The sequence below is a fragment of the Bacillus sp. EB106-07-01-XG149 genome, from assembly GCF_058791555.1.
Map to the genome: position 1 here is coordinate 739,773 of NZ_JBYTDP010000003.1, position 17,069 is coordinate 756,841.

Genomic DNA, 17,069 nt, shown 5'->3' on the forward strand with positions numbered 1-17,069 from the left:
GTGTAACCAGCTCTATTATTATTTCGTAGAAATTATTTTTGATATTTCTTTCATTGGACGGAGCCAGTTTTGAGACATCATTTGTTCCATTTGTTTTTCGTCCTGCTTTTGCAATGCTTGAATGATAGAGTGATGTTCTTCAATAGATTGACTTGCCGGAACAAAGTTTTGGAAAAACAAATATTCAAGGCGTAGAACATGAAGTTGCATATTTTCTAGAAAGGGTTCAATATATTGGTTTTTAGCAATAGAAGAAATTGTATTGTGAAATTGTATATCTAGTTTTAAAGCTTGTTTTGCGTTTTTCTTCTCTATAGAGCGCTGAAAATCAGCATTTATTTCAGAAAGTAGTTTCAAATCAGCGTCTGTAATGTTTTGAAGAGCTTGCTTTCCTATAATAGAGTGAAGACCAGCCATCGTTTCATAAATGATAGGAATGTCGTCTAACTTAATAGGAGAAATTTTTGTTTTTTGTCCAGGTACCATTTCCACTAATCCAGAAAGCTCTAATATTTGAAGTGCCTCTCTTACAGGTGTTCTGCTTACTCCTAGTGCTTCAGCCAATTCCCCATCATTAATTTTTTCATCAGGCTGCAGTACACCTTCAATAATCCAATCTTGTAGTTGATTTAAAACGAGTGATTTTGCCGAAACTCTTCCTTGTTTTTTATAATTTTGAGGGATAGGCATAGTGAATTCAATCCTTTCATTGTATATTTTCTTTTTTCTCATGAACAAAATTTAATTCCTGTTTCCCTTCATCCGGTTTTTGGCTTAAGATGAGCACCATTACAATGACACAAAAAGCACCTAATAACTGAAAAGATTGAAAGGGTACGTGTAATATAAGTACAGAAGAAATAATAGCTGCGAGTGGTTCAGTACAACCGAATAATGTCGTTTCTTTCGGAGTCAGGTATCGTATGCTGTCTAAGTATAAATAAAATGCAATCAGTGTCCCGAAAATGACGACAAATGTGATGAGCGGTAGGGTACTTAGTTTTACATATTTCATAGTCGATAATAAAATGAATTCGTTTGTAGAAATAAAGTGTAGAATCGTAACGCCAATACCCCCAATAATCATGCCCCATCCAACGATAACAGAGGAAGACCATCTTTCTAGTAATGTCTTGGAATATAAACTATAAAAAGCAAGAGATAACCCAGATAAAATACCCCAAATAATAGCCGGTGTAGAAACAGCTAAGTTATGAACAGACCCGTTTGTTAGTAAGAGAAAAGTGCCTACTAATGAAAGGGTAATGGAAATGAAATCAATTTTTGATGGCTGAACGTTCCATTTGAAAAGTAAGTATACAGTAATAAATATAGGAGCTAAATATTGCAATAATGTTGCGACGGCAGCGTTCCCTTCTTTAATAGAAGCGAAGTACGTGTACTGTACGGCAAGCATACCGAATAGGCCAAACAATATCATTTTAGTAGCATCAGATCTTTGTTTCCATATGCCGAATATTTCTTTTTTTCTCGTTCCGAATGATGAAATCATGAGCAATATAACGCCAGATATAAGCAAACGAATTGTAACTAACCATTCAGTAGAAACATTTTCATATTGAAAAAGTTGTTGTGCAGCAGTCCCGGACAAGCCCCATAAACAAGCACCAATTACAACCATAATGATTCCTTTTAAACGATTTGGATCCATATAGTTTTAATTCTCCTTTTCTAAAAATTCGTTTTGGATACAATATGCAATATATCACGAATTGAATAAAAAATAAACTGAAATTTCTGTGTTAGAAGGTGGGGATTTTAGTAGTTCCAGTTATGTTTACGATACAAGTGAGTAGGTGAAATAAAGCGAGATAAAATTATAAAATTAAATCATAATCAAGAGGATAAAAAAATAAAGATAAGAGTAATTTGGTTTGTTAAAAATATGTGTAGAAGGAGAAATGTGATGAGCTGGGTTACTTATAAACCAACATTTGAATTTGATCAATATAGTCCATATATTCGAATGAACTCTGCGTGGGTGGGACATTTAAACTTCGCTTATGATTTAGTAAGATTTGAAAAACCAGAAATATTAGTTGAGTTAGGTACACATTTAGGAGCTTCTTTTTTTAGTTTTTGCCAAGGGGTAAAAGATGGAGGAGTATCTACAAAATGCTTTGCTGTAGATACTTGGGCAGGAGATGAGCACACAGGTCCATACGGAGAAGGTGTTTTTCAAATAGTGAGTAAATTCGTGAGCACGAGTTATCCTCAAATAGGGAATTTAATTCGGTCTACTTTTGATGAGGCTGTGGATCAGTTTCAAGATGGAACGATAAATTTGTTGCATATTGATGGCTATCATACGTATGAAGCAGTTTCTCATGATTATAAAACATGGTTACCGAAACTTGCGAATAACGGTATCGTGTTATTTCACGATATTGAGGTGAAAGATCGAAATTTCGGCGTGTATAAATTTTGGGATGAGGTCAAAGCGAAGTACCCTCATTTTCAGTTTGAGCATTCATATGGGCTCGGAGTGTTATTTCCGAAAGGTTGTAGTGATAAGTTTGTGGAAATACTTAAAAATAAAGAAGAAATACAAAATATGTATAAATAAAAGTGGAGCATGCATCATTTTAATGATGTGTGCTTTTTTGTGGGGAAAAATGGTAGTCCTTAAAAGGTGAGGATAATAGTAAAAAATTTGTTATGGCAAATATTAAAAAAGTTATTTATGGATTGTTCTATATAAAAATGTAACATTTTTTATATTTTCCATTGCGAAAAGTAACATCTACTTTTACAATAGAAAAGGTGTTATATTATACTGGAAAAATAAATCGAAATAATATGAAAATTTTGTTTTGTCTTCGCTAATTGTATATTACATACATGTAAGACGACACACGTCATGTTATCGACTTGTAAGGAGAGAAAAAATGAAAAGTGTAAGATTACCATCGATGCTAGAAATCATAGTTCTTTTATTACTATTTCTTGCTGTTGTCTTTTCCTTCCAAACGATTTTTGATCTCCCAATTCAATTAGCGCTATTTATTTCATGGTTTTTAGTAATTGCGCTTGGATTAAGATTAGGATTTCGTTATCAAGAATTGCAAGATGCAATTACGAAAGGAATTTCTAACGGATTAGAAGCAATACTGATTTTAGTTGCAGTAGGTGCTTTAATTGGAACATGGATTGCTGGTGGCGTAGTACCAACATTAATCTATTATGGATTAGAATTTATTCACCCTAGCATATTCCTATTAGCAACATTAATCATTTGTTCGATTACTTCTATCGCAACAGGAACATCATGGGGAACAGTAGGAACAGCGGGTATTGCTATGATGGCGATTGGTGAGGGACTTGGATTACCACTTCCGCTGGTTGCGGGTGCAGTTCTTTCAGGAGCTTATTTCGGCGACAAATTATCACCACTTTCTGATAGTACAGTTCTTGCAGCTTCTATGGCGAAAGTAGACGTTATTGCTCACGTTCGAGCTATGCTCGTATTAGATGTTCCGGCTTATATTATTACTAGCATTATGTTTACTGTAGCTGGTTGGATATATGGCGGCGATAATGTAGATTTGAATCGAGTAGAGTTTTTAAAAGAAGCTTTATTAAAGCAATTTGATATTAAAATATGGATGCTTGTTCCGGCGGTCATTGTTATTGTTCTATTAGCGATGAAGAAACCGTCTATGCCGACAATTGCAATGGGAGCTTTAATTGGTGCAATTTGGGCAGCTCTTTTCCAAGGAATGAACTTTGGAGAGGCGATTGGAACAGCGTATAACGGATTTTCAATTCAATCTGGTGTTGAGTTTGTTGACAAGTTATTAAACCGTGGTGGAATTAACGGTATGCTTGGCTCAGTGGCCGTTATTATTTTCGGTTTAGGATTTGGTGGATTACTTGAAAAACTAGGTGTTTTAAAAGTGATTGTATCTAAATTTGAGAAGAAATTAAATTCTGCAGGCAATGTAACATTGTCTACATTAATCGTGGCATTCTTAGCTAATATATTTGGTTGTGCGATGTACGTATCACTAATTTTAACACCGAAAATTATGGAAGATAGCTATGATAAATTAAAAATAGATCGACGTGTATTAGCGCGTAACTCAGAAGTTGGTGGAACGTTAACTTCTGGTATGGTTCCGTGGTCGGATAATGGTATTTTTATGGCTGGTATTTTAGGTGTAGCAACGTTCTCATACGTTCCATTTATGTGGTTAAGCTTCGTATCGTTAATTTTAGCAGTTATTTACGGATATACAGGCAAATTCATTTGGTATGTAGATGACGTTGAAAAAGGAAAGCAAGCATCATAAAAAAATACCTTCTGCGATGGCAGGAGGTATTTTTTTTTATATACGAGTGAGAATTCTTATCATTTGGGTGAAAGTCTGTTAAAATGAGAAATGTAGGTATTTTATTTTCAAGGGGATGAAAAAATGGAGTACAGAATTGAAAGAGATACAATAGGAGAAATAAAAGTTCCGGCTGATAAATTATGGGCAGCACAAACGCAACGTAGTAAAGAAAACTTCCCGATTGGAACAGAGCAAATGCCGCTTGAAATTGTAAAAGCATTTGCCATATTAAAGAAGAGTGCAGCACTTAGTAATCAAAAATTAGGAAAGCTATCAGAAGAAAAAGCAGAAGCAATTGTGGCAGCAGCTGACGAAGTGATTGCAGGGAAATGGAATGAACATTTTCCACTTGTCGTATGGCAAACGGGTAGTGGTACACAGTCAAACATGAATGTAAATGAAGTAATTGCAAATCGAGGGAATCAAATTTTGAAGGAGAAGGGATCTGACGTACATATTCATCCGAATGATGATGTGAACATGTCTCAAAGTTCAAATGATACATTTCCAACAGCACTTCATGTAGCATGTGTAATCGCAGTAGAAAATCACGTATTACCAGCAATTACGAAATTAAAAGAAACGTTTGCAGAAAAAGTAACTGCATTTGAACATATTATAAAAATTGGTCGTACACACTTACAAGATGCAACACCGTTAACATTAGGACAAGAAATTAGCGGATGGCACCGTATGCTTGAAAAAACAGAGCGTATGATTGCTGAGAGCAATACATATATGAAAGAGCTTGCGATTGGTGGTACTGCAGTTGGAACAGGTATTAATGCTCATCCAAAATTCGGTGAGATGGTGTCAGAGGAAATTAGCCAATTTACAGGTAAGCAATTTATTTCTGCACCAAATAAATTCCACGCATTAACGAGCCATGATGAAGCTGTATATACGCATGGTGCATTAAAAGCATTAGCAGCTGATTTAATGAAGATTGCTAACGATGTGCGCTGGCTGGCAAGTGGTCCACGTAGTGGTCTAGGAGAAATTATTATTCCGGCAAATGAGCCAGGAAGCTCTATTATGCCAGGTAAAGTAAATCCAACGCAAAGTGAAGCGTTAACGATGGTTGTTGCGCAAGTGATGGGAAATGACGCAACAATCGGATTTGCTGCGAGTCAAGGTAATTTTGAGTTAAACGTATTTAAACCTGTTATTGCATATAACTTCTTACAATCCGCTCACTTATTAGCAGATGCAATTGTTTCATTTAATGATAATTGTGCAGTTGGTATTGAAGCAGATGAAGAAGTAATTAAAGAGAATGTGAATCGTTCATTAATGCTTGTTACAGCATTAAACCCGCATATCGGATATGAAAATGCAGCGAAAATTGCGAAGCATGCTCATAAAGATGGGTTAACGCTAAAAGAAGCAGCACTGCAATCTGGACTACTAACAGAAGAACAATTTGATGAAATTGTCGATCCGAAAAAAATGATTGCTCCGAAAGAGTAATAAAAAAGCCAAGGTTCTTTGAACTGCACCCCAATTGTTAGACACGGTCTAACAATTGGAGGTGCAGTTCATTCTATGTTTAGAATCTTGGCTTTTTTGATATTTATTTTTAAGTCTTCCATTTGTATTACTGCAAGTACCAAAATATATTATTTGTTAGCAGGCATATTCAATACTTTCATCTGTGGACAGTTGTCTTTTAAGAGTGAAATGAACTTTTCTTCTTCTTGTGGTACGAAAGTTGTCACAGAATCAAATAAATTGTAATGGATTTCTAATTGCTGCCTAGTCCACTTTTCAGAGCGAAGTGTTTTGCCAGAGTATGTAATGTGGCGAATATCTTCAAATGGAATTTCAGTACGCAGTATGAAACCATGTTTTACAACAAGAGAGGATTCCGTTACGTTGTAGTGAGAGAAATAGAATGAAGAAAGATTCACGATATTTAACAGCATCATGAGAGTGAAAAAAATAGAATTTTTATTTTGGAAGAATAGCGGAACGAAAAACATAATGATAAATAATGTAATAAAAATGACGTGAAATGGATTCTTTTTCGCTTTAAAATTCAAGTTAGTCACCTCGGTATACGTGTACTCTAACTAAATTAAATCACAACATCGTAATAAAACGTGTGAATATGCAAAATTGCATATTCACACGTTTTATTATTCATGTAAAATTTTCTGATGGGATAAATTTAAATGGAATTTTGCAATAGTGGAGAGGTATAAAGTGACTTGCAAAAATAGAAAGTTAGCATTAGTCATAATTAGTTGTATGATGATTATGGGTAGTTGTGCTAATAAATTTGTTGAGGATGGAAACCGAAAGCATATATTCGTACAGGTAAGTAAAGCTTTAGTCGAGGTTGTAAATAGAATATATAATGGGTAAAAGGTATTTCCGTATACGGAAATACCTTTTTTGTAGTTAAAATTGAATGCTGAAGTTTTGGAATGAGTGAGTACCAGTGCCGTGTTGAATGAGGTTGTTATCGCTCAAATATTGAATAGCGTATTTTACTTCTTTCAGTATAGTAGGCGGGAGACCAAGAGTATGATGTGAACCGTAAATTTGATTAATAGGTGAGAAATTTGTAATTTTGTGTAGAGACTGGACGAAGTCTACAGGATTAGTCGTTGGATAAAACGCAAAAATTGTGCCTTCATAAAGTAAATCTCCTGTGAATAAAAACGCAGTTTCATAATCGTATAGGCAAATATGTCCTGGTGAGTGACCTGGGGTATGTATAATTTGAATTTTCCTATTTCCAATATCAATCATATCTCCATCTTGTAGTAATTTTGTTGGTGTCCCTTGGAATGGCTCGAATGTTTCAGGTTGAAATGTTTTAGGTGTAGGTAAAGTAATGTCACGAGCGATGTCGTGCCTAATTTGAGTAATAGGGAGTCCTTTTATGCCGTTAATGAGCCAATCTTCTTCTAAAGCATGTACATAGATTTCTTCATATTGTGCGTGGCTACCGATATGATCCCAATGGACGTGTGTTGTGACAACTGTAATGGGTAAGTTTGTTAGTTGGTCCGTTATACGTTTCATATTATCGATACCTAGTCCTGTATCGATAAGAATTGCAGCAGTATCGCCTATAAGTAAGAAGGAATGTACTTTCTCCCAATGTCCATATTCACTAATTGCATATGTATTTTGTGCAATCTGCATTACAGTAAACCAAGGGTCTTGAGGAATAGTCATGTTCTATTTCACATCCTATTGAATGAATTTATATAAATACATTCGCTTTTCGTTGTACCAAACCCTTTTAATAGATGTTTTTATAAAAGTTTACAAAATGGGTAAACGAAGCGTTGAAGTGTTTGTTTGTTTTATGTTAAGATGATGAAGAGATAGTAAACGTTATTGGAAAATGTCTGTTTTTAGATAAACATTTTAAAGGAGTGTTTAGTGTGAGTGATATTTCAGAGAAGTTTTGGGATGCTTCGGTAGAAGAATTGAAGAAAGGGTATGTATTTGAAGCGGAAGCAGAGGAGTATATTTGTTTAGCTTGTGGAGAAGCGTTTATTAAGGGGGTTATTTATCAACATAATCAGGCTTTGTATGAAGCAGAGAAGTTTGTACAATTGCATGTGCAAAATGAACATACGTCTATGTTTGATTATTTATTAAACCTTGATAAGAAGTATACTGGTTTAACGGATTTGCAAAAGAAAATGGTTCAGTTTTTCCATATGGGGCTAAATGATAAAGAGATTGTAAAAGAGATGGATGGCGGAAGTACATCAACCATTCGTAATCATCGATTTACACTTCGAGAGAAAATGAAGCAAGCGAAAGTGTTTTTAGCGTTAATGGAACTGTCAGAAGAAAAATCAAAAGTACAAACGAAATTTGTACCCATTCATAGAACAGCAACGATGGTAGATGATCGTTACAATATTACGGAAGAAGAAAATGATGAAGTATTAAAAGCACATTTTACAGAAGGATTAGATGGACCGCTTTCTACATTTCCGAAAAAGCAAAAGCGTAAATTAATTATATTACGCCATTTAGTGACGAAGTTTGATAGTAATAAAAAGTACACTGAAAAAGAAGTGAATACTGTTATAGAAAGTGTATACCCGGATTTTGTAACTTTAAGAAGATATTTAATTGAATATGGATTTTTAGATAGAACAGCTGATGGAAGCCAATATTGGGTGAAGTTATAATCATAAGGAAAAGAAAATGAATAGAAGCAAATTATTATAACAACTATACAAAGAGATAGAAGTTGAAAAAACAGATTTTTAATAAAAGGAGAAATGAAATTTGAAACCACCTACAGATAACAATAAAGAAGGTGCGGAGTCACATAAGTTAGAAAGTGAGAGTAAACCGATTTGGAAGTCGATGTCCATGTTTTTAGTACCGTTACTATTAAGTAATGTATTACAATCGATTGGACAATTATTCGGTATGGTAGTAGTAGGAAGATGGCTTGGAGTGAATGATTTAGCAGCCATATCAGCATTCTTCCCGCTATTTTTCTTACTCGTTTCATTTGTAATTGGTATTGGTTCAGGTAGTTCTATTTTAATTGGTCAGGCGTTTGGCGCTAAAAACGAAGATCGTTTAAAAGCTATCGTTGGTACGACGCTGACATTTACCTTTATTATTGGAGTTGTGTTGGCGATAGTAGGCAGTATTTTTGCAATGGATATTATGCGCCTTATGGGAACGCCAGAAAATATTATTGATATAAGTGTTCATTATGCACGGATATTATTTATATCGATGCCAGTATTATTTTTATATTTCGCATATACAACATTTATGAGAGGTACAGGAGATTCTAAAACGCCATTTTACTTTTTAATTGTAAGTACAGCGCTAAATATGATTTTATTACCAATTCTTATTTTCGGATGGTTAGGAGCTCCGAAATTAGATGTGTATGGAGCAGCCTATGCTTCTGTTATATCTACAGTGATTACGTTTATTGTCATGTTAGTGTATTTAAAGAAGAAAAATCATCCACTACAATTAGATAGTACGGTAAGAAAATATCTTCGAATGGATGGGGAGTTATTAAAGCTATTGCTACGACTCGGAATTCCAGCGAGTATTAATATGATATTAGTTTCATTATCTGAAATTGCGGTAATCGCGTTTGTGAATCGTTATGGTTCGGATGCAACAGCGGCATATGGCGTCGTGAATCAGGTTGCAAGTTATGTACAAATGCCAGCAGTTAGCCTTGGTATTACAGTTTCCATTTTTGCAGCACAATCAATTGGTGCGAATCAATTTGATAGATTGCAGAAAGTTGTGAAGGCCGGAATTATTATGAACTATGTCATCGGTGGTGTGCTAATATCTCTTATTTACTTGTTCTCAAGAGACATTCTATCACTATTTTTAACGAGTCAAACTACAATTGAAATTGCTCATAGTCTAGTTATGATTACGTTATGGAGTTATTTAATTTTCGGGCATGCGCAAATTATTAGTGCGACAATGCGAGCAAGTGGTACAGTATTATGGCCAACTGTTATCGGCGTTGTATCAATTTGGCTTGTTGAAGTACCTGTAGCGTATTACCTTTCTTACCATACAAGTCTCGGCATAGAAGGGATATGGATTGGGTATCCAGCAGCATTTATTGTCAGCTTAATATTACAGTATGCATATTATAAACTTTCATGGCAGAAGAAACGAATTACACGATTAGTGAGTTAAATCATGCAAATGTCCCTAAGCTATTATACTTAGGGACATTTTTTGTAAGTGTAGGTTTACAAATAGCTTTTTAAAGTGATATCAAAATGTTGTCTAATGAGCTCGTTATCACTCATATAAAACTCCCATGCTTTTTCAGGTTCACCGATAATTTCAAAAGATTCTTCTGTAATATATAAAGCGCAATTATCCTCTAGTGCAATTCCTTCTATATTACCTTGATGGTTTTGTAAAAAGGAATGGAAGGCGTTCATTCTATTTAATTGATTATAATGTGGACAAAATCTTTTGTTCACAATCCCCCAACCGTTACACTCTATATAACCAGAGCCTTCATAATTTGATCGGATACTAGATGTGAACCAACACATAGCACCGGCGCTATACCCCGCAATGAGCGTTCCTTGCTGCAAAGCAAATAATAATTTTTCATCTAGTTTATGTTCTTTCCATTGTGTAAGCATGTGAATGTAGTTCCCACCACCGAGATAAATTAAATCAGCAGACTGAATCATTTCGTCTATTTCATATTTAGAAGGTGTATCAGCTATAGTACATAAAATTTGTACTTCACAGTGTAATTGTTTTTCGAACGCGTCTAAAAATAGCTTTATATAGCTTTCATCATCATGACTAGCTGTAGGAATGAATAATACTTTTGGATACTGTTTATTTGTTAATTCTATAAGTCGCTCATTAATAGGCGAGTGATTTGAATCTTGTAAATCACCGCCACCAATGACAGCTAATTTCATAGTAAAGCACCACCTAATCATTTTTGTTATATAAAAATTCGATAGAAGAGAGTAACATTCCTTCTCTTACGTAATGAATAAGTAGAAAATGCGGTTTAAATATATTGGAATAGTAAAGGTGATGATAGCTATATAGAAGAATGAATTGGAAACACTTTATTGATATATAATACTTCATACTATTGTTTCAAAATATGGAAACAATATGTTTAAATGGATATAACGAAGCATTATTTCATATTGCATTAGTGTTTATATTTTAAAAAGGAATCGGAAATAATAGGGATTTCACAAATCGTTTTTTACTTTTAATAGGAACTTGTATTACAATATGGTAAAATTATTTCAATATATTTATTTAATATAAAAATATAAAGAGGGAGCGTGAAAAAGGTGGATTTTCGATTTGAGTTTGCAACGAAAGTGAAAGAATACTTAGATGATGAGAAGGATGAAAAAATAATAAAAGATGGACATAGAGATATAATTTTTCACTATTTATATGCGTTAGAGGCTGAAATTGGCGTTGTTAAAAATCCTAACTTTACTTTCTTTACATCAGGAAGACGTTCACATATCGTATTAGAAAATATTGAATTTAAAACAGAGGTAAATGTCAAAAGTAACATCATTGAAATTACAAAAATAGTGGATAATGTTGTGATTCCGTTAGATACTATCGTAGCGAAAGATCGGGAATTATTTGCACTTGGACGTAATGAGAAGTTTAGTGTGCAAATATTAGAGCAGTATCTCTTTGATACATTTGGAGAGAAGTTAGGTTTAAAATGAATGGAATGGCCTACGTATTTATAGGTAGTGAATTTTAGTGTATATCATTTTTGTTTGACCTTTCATTTAATTTATACTACAATTCGTAGTGTGAAAGGAGCCACATTATGTTTACTCAAAACTACAAGTTAAATGAGCAAGGATTAAATCACTTTTTTGGACCACTTGAAGCGAAAATTATGGAGATCGTTTGGTCCACCGAGGGTATTACGATTAAAGAAGTGCAGCAGAAATTAAGTGAAGAATCACCTGTGAATTTTAATACGGTCATGACAGTTATGAACAGGTTAGTAGAGAAATTCCACTTAGAAAAACAGACTGTGAAAAGAAGTGGCATATATCGTACTGTACAAACAAAAGAAGAATTCTTATCCAATCAAACGAAGAAGATGACACAGGAATTGATGGGGGAATTTGGAGATTTAGTTGTAAATCATATGTTAGATGAGTTAGAGCAGGCTGATCCGACTTTAATAAAAAAATTAGAAGACAAATTGAGTCAGTTAAAAAAAGAGGATCAATGAAATGAAATGGCAAATGCGTAAAATCGTATTGTTAGCAGTAATTGTTAGTACCCTCTTTTTCAGTATGTTAGTGTATTACGTTACATATCCGTTTCTGTTTCAAAATAAGGCGTTCTTTCTTTCAAATTTTTGCTTGTTTCAATTAGAACAACATATGAAGGAATTATCGCTCATCCGTATTATAATTGCTGGATTACTATTACTTACAGTACTCATAGTATGCAAAAGAATTTGGCGCCAATTTTTCTATAGTCAAAAATTACAAAAAGTACTTATCCCTTTCATTCGAAAAGGAAAACAAATATATATATTGCCGACCGCGGAAGTTGCGGCATTTACAATTGGGTTATTTCGTCCGAAAGTTGTCATGTCAGAAGGCATGCTTCAAACATTTTCAGATGAAGAAATGGATGCGATTATTTTCCATGAAGAATATCATCAAACTAATCGAGATCCATTAAAATTATTTTGTTTTACGTTATTAGCAGAAGGAATGGTGTACATCCCGATATTAAAAGGGTTATTGCAGCGCTATCATGTGTATCAGGAGCTAGCTGCGGATAAGTATGCGATGCGAAAAATGAAATCTAAATTCGAGTTAGGTAGTGCATTATTAAAATTAATTAAAATAAAGACAATGGAAAATCGATGTGTGACAGCTTCATTTGCAAAAACAGCAATAAATTTACGAATCGAGCAAGTGTTAAATGAAAAATTTGTTAAGCTCAATATTCCGTTGCATACGAATTCGGTATATGTAACATTAGGTTTATTCTGTATGTCGATTGTACTTATTGTCGGAGAGTGCATATAGCCTCTTTTTTTAAGAATCAACACTACTCATTGTAGTGTTATAGGGGGAATAAAATGAATGCAGCAGATTTAACAATTTGGCTTGTAGCTGGGGCAGGGGTACTGTCGTTTATATCACCATGTTCTTTACCGCTATATCCATCTTATTTATCGTATATTACAGGTGTGTCTATTCAAGATTTAAAAGAAAATCGTGGAATGATGCAAAAATCAGCGATCATACATACCGTATTTTTTATGATCGGATTTTCGGTTATATTTTATGCGTTAGGCTTATCGGTAAGCTGGATTGGAATAACATTTTCATCTAACCAAAAATTGATTCAACAAATTGGTGGGATTTTCATTGTTTTGATGGGGCTGTTTATGACAGGTTTGTTTCAGCCTAAGTGGCTTATGGCAGAGAAAAAGGTACAGTATAGAAGTAAATCGACTGGATATATTCGCTCGATTTTAGTCGGTATGACATATGCAGCGGGTTGGACGCCATGTGTTGGACCGATATTTTCAGCTGTACTCATGCTTGGGGCGACGAATCCTGAAGGTGCACTTCTTTATATTACAGCGTATACCCTTGGGTTTGCGGTTCCGTTTTTCGTGATGGCATTCTTTATTGGGAAGGTAAAATGGATCGTTACATATGCCAATGTCATGATGAAAATTGGTGGCGGAATGATGATTGTAACAGGAATTTTATTGTATACAAATCAAATGACGAAAATTACAGCATTCTTTATTCGTCTATTCGGTGGATTTACAGGCTTTTAATAATGAGGAGGAAGAAAAGTGAAGAAGCTAATTGTGATTATACTGGCCGGGGCACTAATTTGGGCCGGAGTTAATTTTTATAATATAAAGAAAGAAGAAAAAGAAAGAAAAGCAAAACAAGCGGAGTTACAAGAAACAGAAGTATTACCACAAGTAGGATTTAAAGCGCCAAACATAACGTTAAAAGGGTTAGACGGGAAGCTGTATTCGTTAAATGATGCAAAGGGAAAGCCATATCTTATTAATTTTTGGGCATCATGGTGTGGTCCATGTGAAATGGAGGCACCTGACTTAGTTCATATGTATGACAAATATAAAAAGGATGTTGAAATTTTTGCGGTAAATGCGACAATCGGAGATCCAGTACAAGAAGCGAGCGCATTTGCAGATCGTCACGGATTTAAGTTTCCTGTTTTACTAGATATGGACGGAGTAGCTGGATTAGATTATAAAGTATTTTCGTTACCAACGACATTTTTTGTTAATAAAGATGGAATTATCGTAGAGCAAGTGCGAGGCGTATTACCTCCAGATCAATTAGAAGAGAAATTTAAGAAATTAATTGAGAGTTAAAGAGGGGATTTTGTATTGATGGAGTGGATCGTGAGGTTACAACCTGTATCTATTATAATTGGAAGTCTATTTGGGTTTATGTTGATGAAACGAAAGATGAAGAACGAAAGTGTACCATATGAAAAAATGATGGATGCAGTAACAAATGCTTTTCTTGTCATCGTATTTGTATGGAAATTTGCACCGGCAATTATAAATCCAGTATGGGCTTTTAGGTCGCCATTGCAGGCACTATTAGCTGTAGGAAGTATGCAGCATATTATAGCAGGATGTGTAATTGCGAGTATATACATTGTTTGGAAAAGTAAAAAGGGACAATTTTCGCTTCGTATTTTACTTGATGCATTACCTATTGGACTATGTATGAGTATTATTTTTTATTTTCTATTCAACCACAAAATAGGTGTACAAACGACATTGCCTTGGGGTGTGAAAATATATGAATCTAAATTTTTATATCATCCTATTTTCGCATACGAGATCATCCTTACCCTTTGTATAATCGGCTTGTTATGGATGAAAAATGAAAGGCTCGGAAATGGAAAGAATATAAGCGTTTTTCTAATTATTGAAGGGGTTGCTCATATCATTATTTCGCTTGTTAGTGAACAAAATTCGGTTTTATTTGGTTTATCAGCACAGCAAATAATGAGCTTCTTTGTTATTAGTTTAGGGATTATGTTCGTGCCGAAAAAATAAAAAGGTAGCCACATATGGAGTGTGTCCATGCGTGGCTATTTTTTTATTTTGTATTAAAAAATCGGCGGAGTAACAGAAAATAAAACAATTGCATTTTTCTCAAATTGATTTACCCATTTATGTTTTAAATAAGCGGGTATTTTTACGCTATCACCCGTTTCTAATATGTATTCTTCTTCGTTTAAGTACAATGTGATTTTCCCGTCTAATACGTATGCTAACTCTTCACCTTTATGTTCTAGTACATTTTCTGATGAAGCTGTATTTGGCGGAACAGTCATAATTGCTGTTGCTAAATTTCCTGTGAAATCAGGTGATAACAATTCATATGATAAATTATCAATAATCATTTTTTTTCGTTTATGAGAACGTACAATTAAATCGTCTGTATTTGTATCTTCCAGTAAAAAGCTAAATGTTGGTACATCAAGAGCTTTAGCGAGTACTTTTAATGTTTGAATAGAAGGGTTAGCAGACCCACGCTCAATTTGACTTAACATAGATGGTGTAATACCTGCCATCGTTGCTAGTTCTTTACTCGTTAAACCTTTTTCTTTTCTTTGCTTTTCAATCTTTTTACCAATATCTATATTTTCCATAATGAAAGGCTCCTTACTAATTGTTAAATTATATTTTAAAAAATTAAATTAAAATTAACTTAAGTGAATGATTTATGTTAAACTATATTAAAATTAATTTAATTATAATTTATTGAATCGTAAGCTACAAGGTTATGAGGAGGAAGAGAAATGAAGGAAATAGAGAAATTAAAAGAGGAATATCCACTATTAAATAAATTAATCGCAACAGAAGAAGTGTTTTGGGTAAATCCGAACATGGAAAAGTATGAAACGGCAATAAAAGATTCCCCATTGAATGAAGAGAATGTAAAAGATGCGGAAGAGAGGTTAAAGCGTTTTGCACCGTACATTGCGAAAGTTTTTCCAGAAACGAAAGAAACGGGCGGCATTATAGAATCACCTTTAGTGAAGATACCTACTATGAAACAGTCTTTAGAGAAAAATTATGGGAAACCTATATTAGGTGAATTACTATTAAAATGTGATAGCGGGCTTCCGATATCAGGATCCATTAAAGCTAGAGGCGGCATTTATGAAGTGCTGAAGCATGCGGAGAAATTAGCTTTGCAGCATGGAATGTTAACAGAAGAAGATAATTATTCCATTTTAGACAGTGATACATGTAGAGAGTTTTTTGCAAAATACTCAATTGCGGTAGGTTCTACCGGTAATTTAGGACTAAGCATTGGGATTATGAGTGCAAAACTAGGTTTTAACGTAACTGTTCATATGTCAGCAGACGCAAAAGAATGGAAAAAAGATTTATTAAGAAGTAAAGGTGTAGACGTTATTGAATATGAAGCTGATTATAGTAAAGCAGTAGAAGAGGGGCGTCAGCAAGCGGATGCAGATCCTAGCTGTTATTTTGTAGATGATGAAAACTCCCATGATTTATTTTTAGGATACGCAGTAGCAGCATCGCGATTACAAAAGCAATTAGAAGAGTTAGAGATTGTAGTAGATGAAGATCATCCTTTATTCGTTTACCTTCCGTGCGGAGTAGGAGGCGGACCTGGCGGAGTCGCATTTGGTTTAAAGTTATTGTATAAAGACAACGTGCACTGTTTCTTTGCGGAGCCTACGCACTCTCCATGTATGTTACTCGGTTTAATGACAGGACTTCATGATAAAATTGCTGTTCAAGATGTCGGGATTGATAATGTAACAGACGCGGACGGACTAGCGGTAGGAAGACCGTCTGGATTTGTCGGTAAAACGATGGAACCATTTTTGAGTGGGAATTACACAGTAAGTGATGAAGAGTTATATAGATTATTAAAAGAACTAGCTGATACGGAAAATATTTATTTAGAGCCTTCTGCGTTAGCCGGCATGATAGGACCAATGAAAGTATGTAAAGAAGATGAGTATTTACAGAAGCAACAGTTAATGGAGAAGATGAAGAAAGGTACTCATATTGTGTGGGGAACTGGCGGTAGTATGGTTCCAGAAGATGTGATGAATGGGTATTATAAAACAGGTGAGTCATTAACAATATTAGAAAAATGAGGCTAATTGTGGCCTCATTTTTTA

Annotated in this window: 18 protein-coding genes; 12 read left to right on the top strand and 6 right to left on the bottom strand. The window is 34.4% G+C overall.

Features of this window, described 5'->3' with window-relative positions:
* Window positions 1-18 precede the first annotated feature (18 nt).
* Together AC3WTA_RS16190 and AC3WTA_RS16195 are read right to left on the bottom strand one after the other, a co-directional pair.
* Window positions 19-690 (bottom strand): GntR family transcriptional regulator, encoded by a 672-nt coding sequence (locus AC3WTA_RS16190; protein WP_002096738.1) that lies wholly within the window; start codon window positions 688-690, stop codon window positions 19-21.
* 16 nt (window positions 691-706) lie between these two features.
* On the bottom strand, window positions 707-1,672 hold the full coding sequence (locus AC3WTA_RS16195; protein ID WP_000371450.1) for a DMT family transporter: 966 nt from the start codon (window positions 1,670-1,672) through the stop codon (window positions 707-709).
* A 255-nt stretch (window positions 1,673-1,927) separates the two neighbouring features.
* Between AC3WTA_RS16195 and AC3WTA_RS16200 the strand changes: the two genes are divergently transcribed.
* The 3 genes from AC3WTA_RS16200 (at window position 1,928) to fumC (ending at window position 5,825) form a co-directional block, all read left to right on the top strand.
* Window positions 1,928-2,587, top strand: coding sequence for a class I SAM-dependent methyltransferase (locus AC3WTA_RS16200; protein WP_000119207.1), 660 nt, complete (start codon window positions 1,928-1,930; stop codon window positions 2,585-2,587).
* A 322-nt stretch (window positions 2,588-2,909) separates the two neighbouring features.
* Window positions 2,910-4,313, top strand: coding sequence for a Na+/H+ antiporter NhaC (gene nhaC / locus AC3WTA_RS16205; protein WP_088107015.1), 1,404 nt, complete (start codon window positions 2,910-2,912; stop codon window positions 4,311-4,313).
* A 123-nt stretch (window positions 4,314-4,436) separates the two neighbouring features.
* Window positions 4,437-5,825 (top strand): class II fumarate hydratase, encoded by a 1,389-nt coding sequence (fumC, locus tag AC3WTA_RS16210; RefSeq protein WP_088057819.1) that lies wholly within the window; start codon window positions 4,437-4,439, stop codon window positions 5,823-5,825.
* A gap of 149 nt (window positions 5,826-5,974) precedes the next feature.
* Here the strand turns inward: fumC and AC3WTA_RS16215 are convergent, their stop codons facing one another.
* Both AC3WTA_RS16215 and AC3WTA_RS16220 read right to left on the bottom strand, forming a co-directional pair.
* A complete protein-coding gene (locus AC3WTA_RS16215) occupies window positions 5,975-6,397 on the bottom strand; it encodes a PH domain-containing protein (protein WP_097860192.1) in 423 nt (140 codons plus the stop codon).
* 361 nt (window positions 6,398-6,758) lie between these two features.
* Window positions 6,759-7,544 (bottom strand): MBL fold metallo-hydrolase, encoded by a 786-nt coding sequence (locus tag AC3WTA_RS16220; RefSeq protein WP_000155068.1) that lies wholly within the window; start codon window positions 7,542-7,544, stop codon window positions 6,759-6,761.
* Between the two features lie 212 nt (window positions 7,545-7,756).
* Here AC3WTA_RS16220 and AC3WTA_RS16225 point away from each other — a divergent pair, with 212 nt between their 5' ends.
* A complete protein-coding gene (locus AC3WTA_RS16225; protein ID WP_001280300.1) occupies window positions 7,757-8,521 on the top strand; it encodes a DUF2087 domain-containing protein in 765 nt (254 codons plus the stop codon).
* A 100-nt stretch (window positions 8,522-8,621) separates the two neighbouring features.
* Window positions 8,622-10,031, top strand: a complete 1,410-nt coding sequence (locus AC3WTA_RS16230; protein ID WP_000804154.1) for an MATE family efflux transporter — start codon at window positions 8,622-8,624, stop codon at window positions 10,029-10,031.
* Between the two features lie 56 nt (window positions 10,032-10,087).
* Here AC3WTA_RS16230 and AC3WTA_RS16235 read toward each other — a convergent pair whose 3' ends face one another.
* Window positions 10,088-10,786: a peptidase E gene (locus tag AC3WTA_RS16235; protein WP_000762129.1), complete on the bottom strand. Its 699-nt coding sequence runs from the start codon at window positions 10,784-10,786 to the stop codon at window positions 10,088-10,090.
* 393 nt (window positions 10,787-11,179) lie between these two features.
* On the opposite strand from AC3WTA_RS16235, the gene AC3WTA_RS16240 reads away from it, so the two are divergent.
* The 6 genes from AC3WTA_RS16240 (at window position 11,180) to AC3WTA_RS16265 (ending at window position 14,955) form a co-directional block, all read left to right on the top strand.
* Window positions 11,180-11,578 carry a DUF3942 family protein gene (locus AC3WTA_RS16240; protein WP_002203438.1) on the top strand — a complete coding sequence of 133 codons (399 nt, stop codon included), beginning with the start codon at window positions 11,180-11,182 and terminating at the stop codon, window positions 11,576-11,578.
* A 107-nt stretch (window positions 11,579-11,685) separates the two neighbouring features.
* On the top strand, window positions 11,686-12,102 hold the full coding sequence (locus AC3WTA_RS16245) for a BlaI/MecI/CopY family transcriptional regulator (protein ID WP_000495069.1): 417 nt from the start codon (window positions 11,686-11,688) through the stop codon (window positions 12,100-12,102).
* A gap of 1 nt (window position 12,103) precedes the next feature.
* Window positions 12,104-12,916, top strand: coding sequence for a M56 family metallopeptidase (locus AC3WTA_RS16250; protein WP_000871952.1), 813 nt, complete (start codon window positions 12,104-12,106; stop codon window positions 12,914-12,916).
* Between the two features lie 53 nt (window positions 12,917-12,969).
* Complete coding sequence (ccdA, locus tag AC3WTA_RS16255; RefSeq protein WP_000990448.1) at window positions 12,970-13,683, top strand: cytochrome c-type biogenesis protein CcdA; 714 nt, start codon at window positions 12,970-12,972, stop codon at window positions 13,681-13,683.
* Window positions 13,684-13,701: 18 nt separating this feature from the next.
* Window positions 13,702-14,256: a TlpA family protein disulfide reductase gene (locus AC3WTA_RS16260; protein ID WP_000734017.1), complete on the top strand. Its 555-nt coding sequence runs from the start codon at window positions 13,702-13,704 to the stop codon at window positions 14,254-14,256.
* Window positions 14,257-14,274: 18 nt separating this feature from the next.
* Window positions 14,275-14,955: a prolipoprotein diacylglyceryl transferase family protein gene (locus tag AC3WTA_RS16265; protein WP_000454855.1), complete on the top strand. Its 681-nt coding sequence runs from the start codon at window positions 14,275-14,277 to the stop codon at window positions 14,953-14,955.
* Window positions 14,956-15,008: 53 nt separating this feature from the next.
* Here AC3WTA_RS16265 and AC3WTA_RS16270 read toward each other — a convergent pair whose 3' ends face one another.
* On the bottom strand, window positions 15,009-15,554 hold the full coding sequence (locus AC3WTA_RS16270; RefSeq protein ID WP_000427658.1) for a helix-turn-helix domain-containing protein: 546 nt from the start codon (window positions 15,552-15,554) through the stop codon (window positions 15,009-15,011).
* Window positions 15,555-15,704: 150 nt separating this feature from the next.
* Between AC3WTA_RS16270 and dsdA the strand changes: the two genes are divergently transcribed.
* The gene (dsdA, locus tag AC3WTA_RS16275; RefSeq protein ID WP_000658343.1) at window positions 15,705-17,045 is read left to right on the top strand and encodes a D-serine ammonia-lyase; all 1,341 of its coding nucleotides are present in this window, start codon (window positions 15,705-15,707) and stop codon (window positions 17,043-17,045) included.
* Window positions 17,046-17,069 lie beyond the last annotated feature (24 nt).

Coding starts and splice junctions, on each gene's coding strand:
- nhaC (WP_088107015.1), top strand. CDS start 2,910: ATGAAAAGTGTAAGATTACCATCGATGCTAGAAATCATAGTTCTTTTA.
- AC3WTA_RS16270 (WP_000427658.1), bottom strand. CDS start 15,554: ATGGAAAATATAGATATTGGTAAAAAGATTGAAAAGCAAAGAAAAGAA.
- AC3WTA_RS16200 (WP_000119207.1), top strand. CDS start 1,928: ATGAGCTGGGTTACTTATAAACCAACATTTGAATTTGATCAATATAGT.
- AC3WTA_RS16250 (WP_000871952.1), top strand. CDS start 12,104: ATGAAATGGCAAATGCGTAAAATCGTATTGTTAGCAGTAATTGTTAGT.
- fumC (WP_088057819.1), top strand. CDS start 4,437: ATGGAGTACAGAATTGAAAGAGATACAATAGGAGAAATAAAAGTTCCG.
- dsdA (WP_000658343.1), top strand. CDS start 15,705: ATGAAGGAAATAGAGAAATTAAAAGAGGAATATCCACTATTAAATAAA.
- ccdA (WP_000990448.1), top strand. CDS start 12,970: ATGAATGCAGCAGATTTAACAATTTGGCTTGTAGCTGGGGCAGGGGTA.
- AC3WTA_RS16195 (WP_000371450.1), bottom strand. CDS start 1,672: ATGGATCCAAATCGTTTAAAAGGAATCATTATGGTTGTAATTGGTGCT.
- AC3WTA_RS16235 (WP_000762129.1), bottom strand. CDS start 10,786: ATGAAATTAGCTGTCATTGGTGGCGGTGATTTACAAGATTCAAATCAC.
- AC3WTA_RS16265 (WP_000454855.1), top strand. CDS start 14,275: ATGGAGTGGATCGTGAGGTTACAACCTGTATCTATTATAATTGGAAGT.
- AC3WTA_RS16220 (WP_000155068.1), bottom strand. CDS start 7,544: ATGACTATTCCTCAAGACCCTTGGTTTACTGTAATGCAGATTGCACAA.
- AC3WTA_RS16190 (WP_002096738.1), bottom strand. CDS start 690: ATGCCTATCCCTCAAAATTATAAAAAACAAGGAAGAGTTTCGGCAAAA.
- AC3WTA_RS16245 (WP_000495069.1), top strand. CDS start 11,686: ATGTTTACTCAAAACTACAAGTTAAATGAGCAAGGATTAAATCACTTT.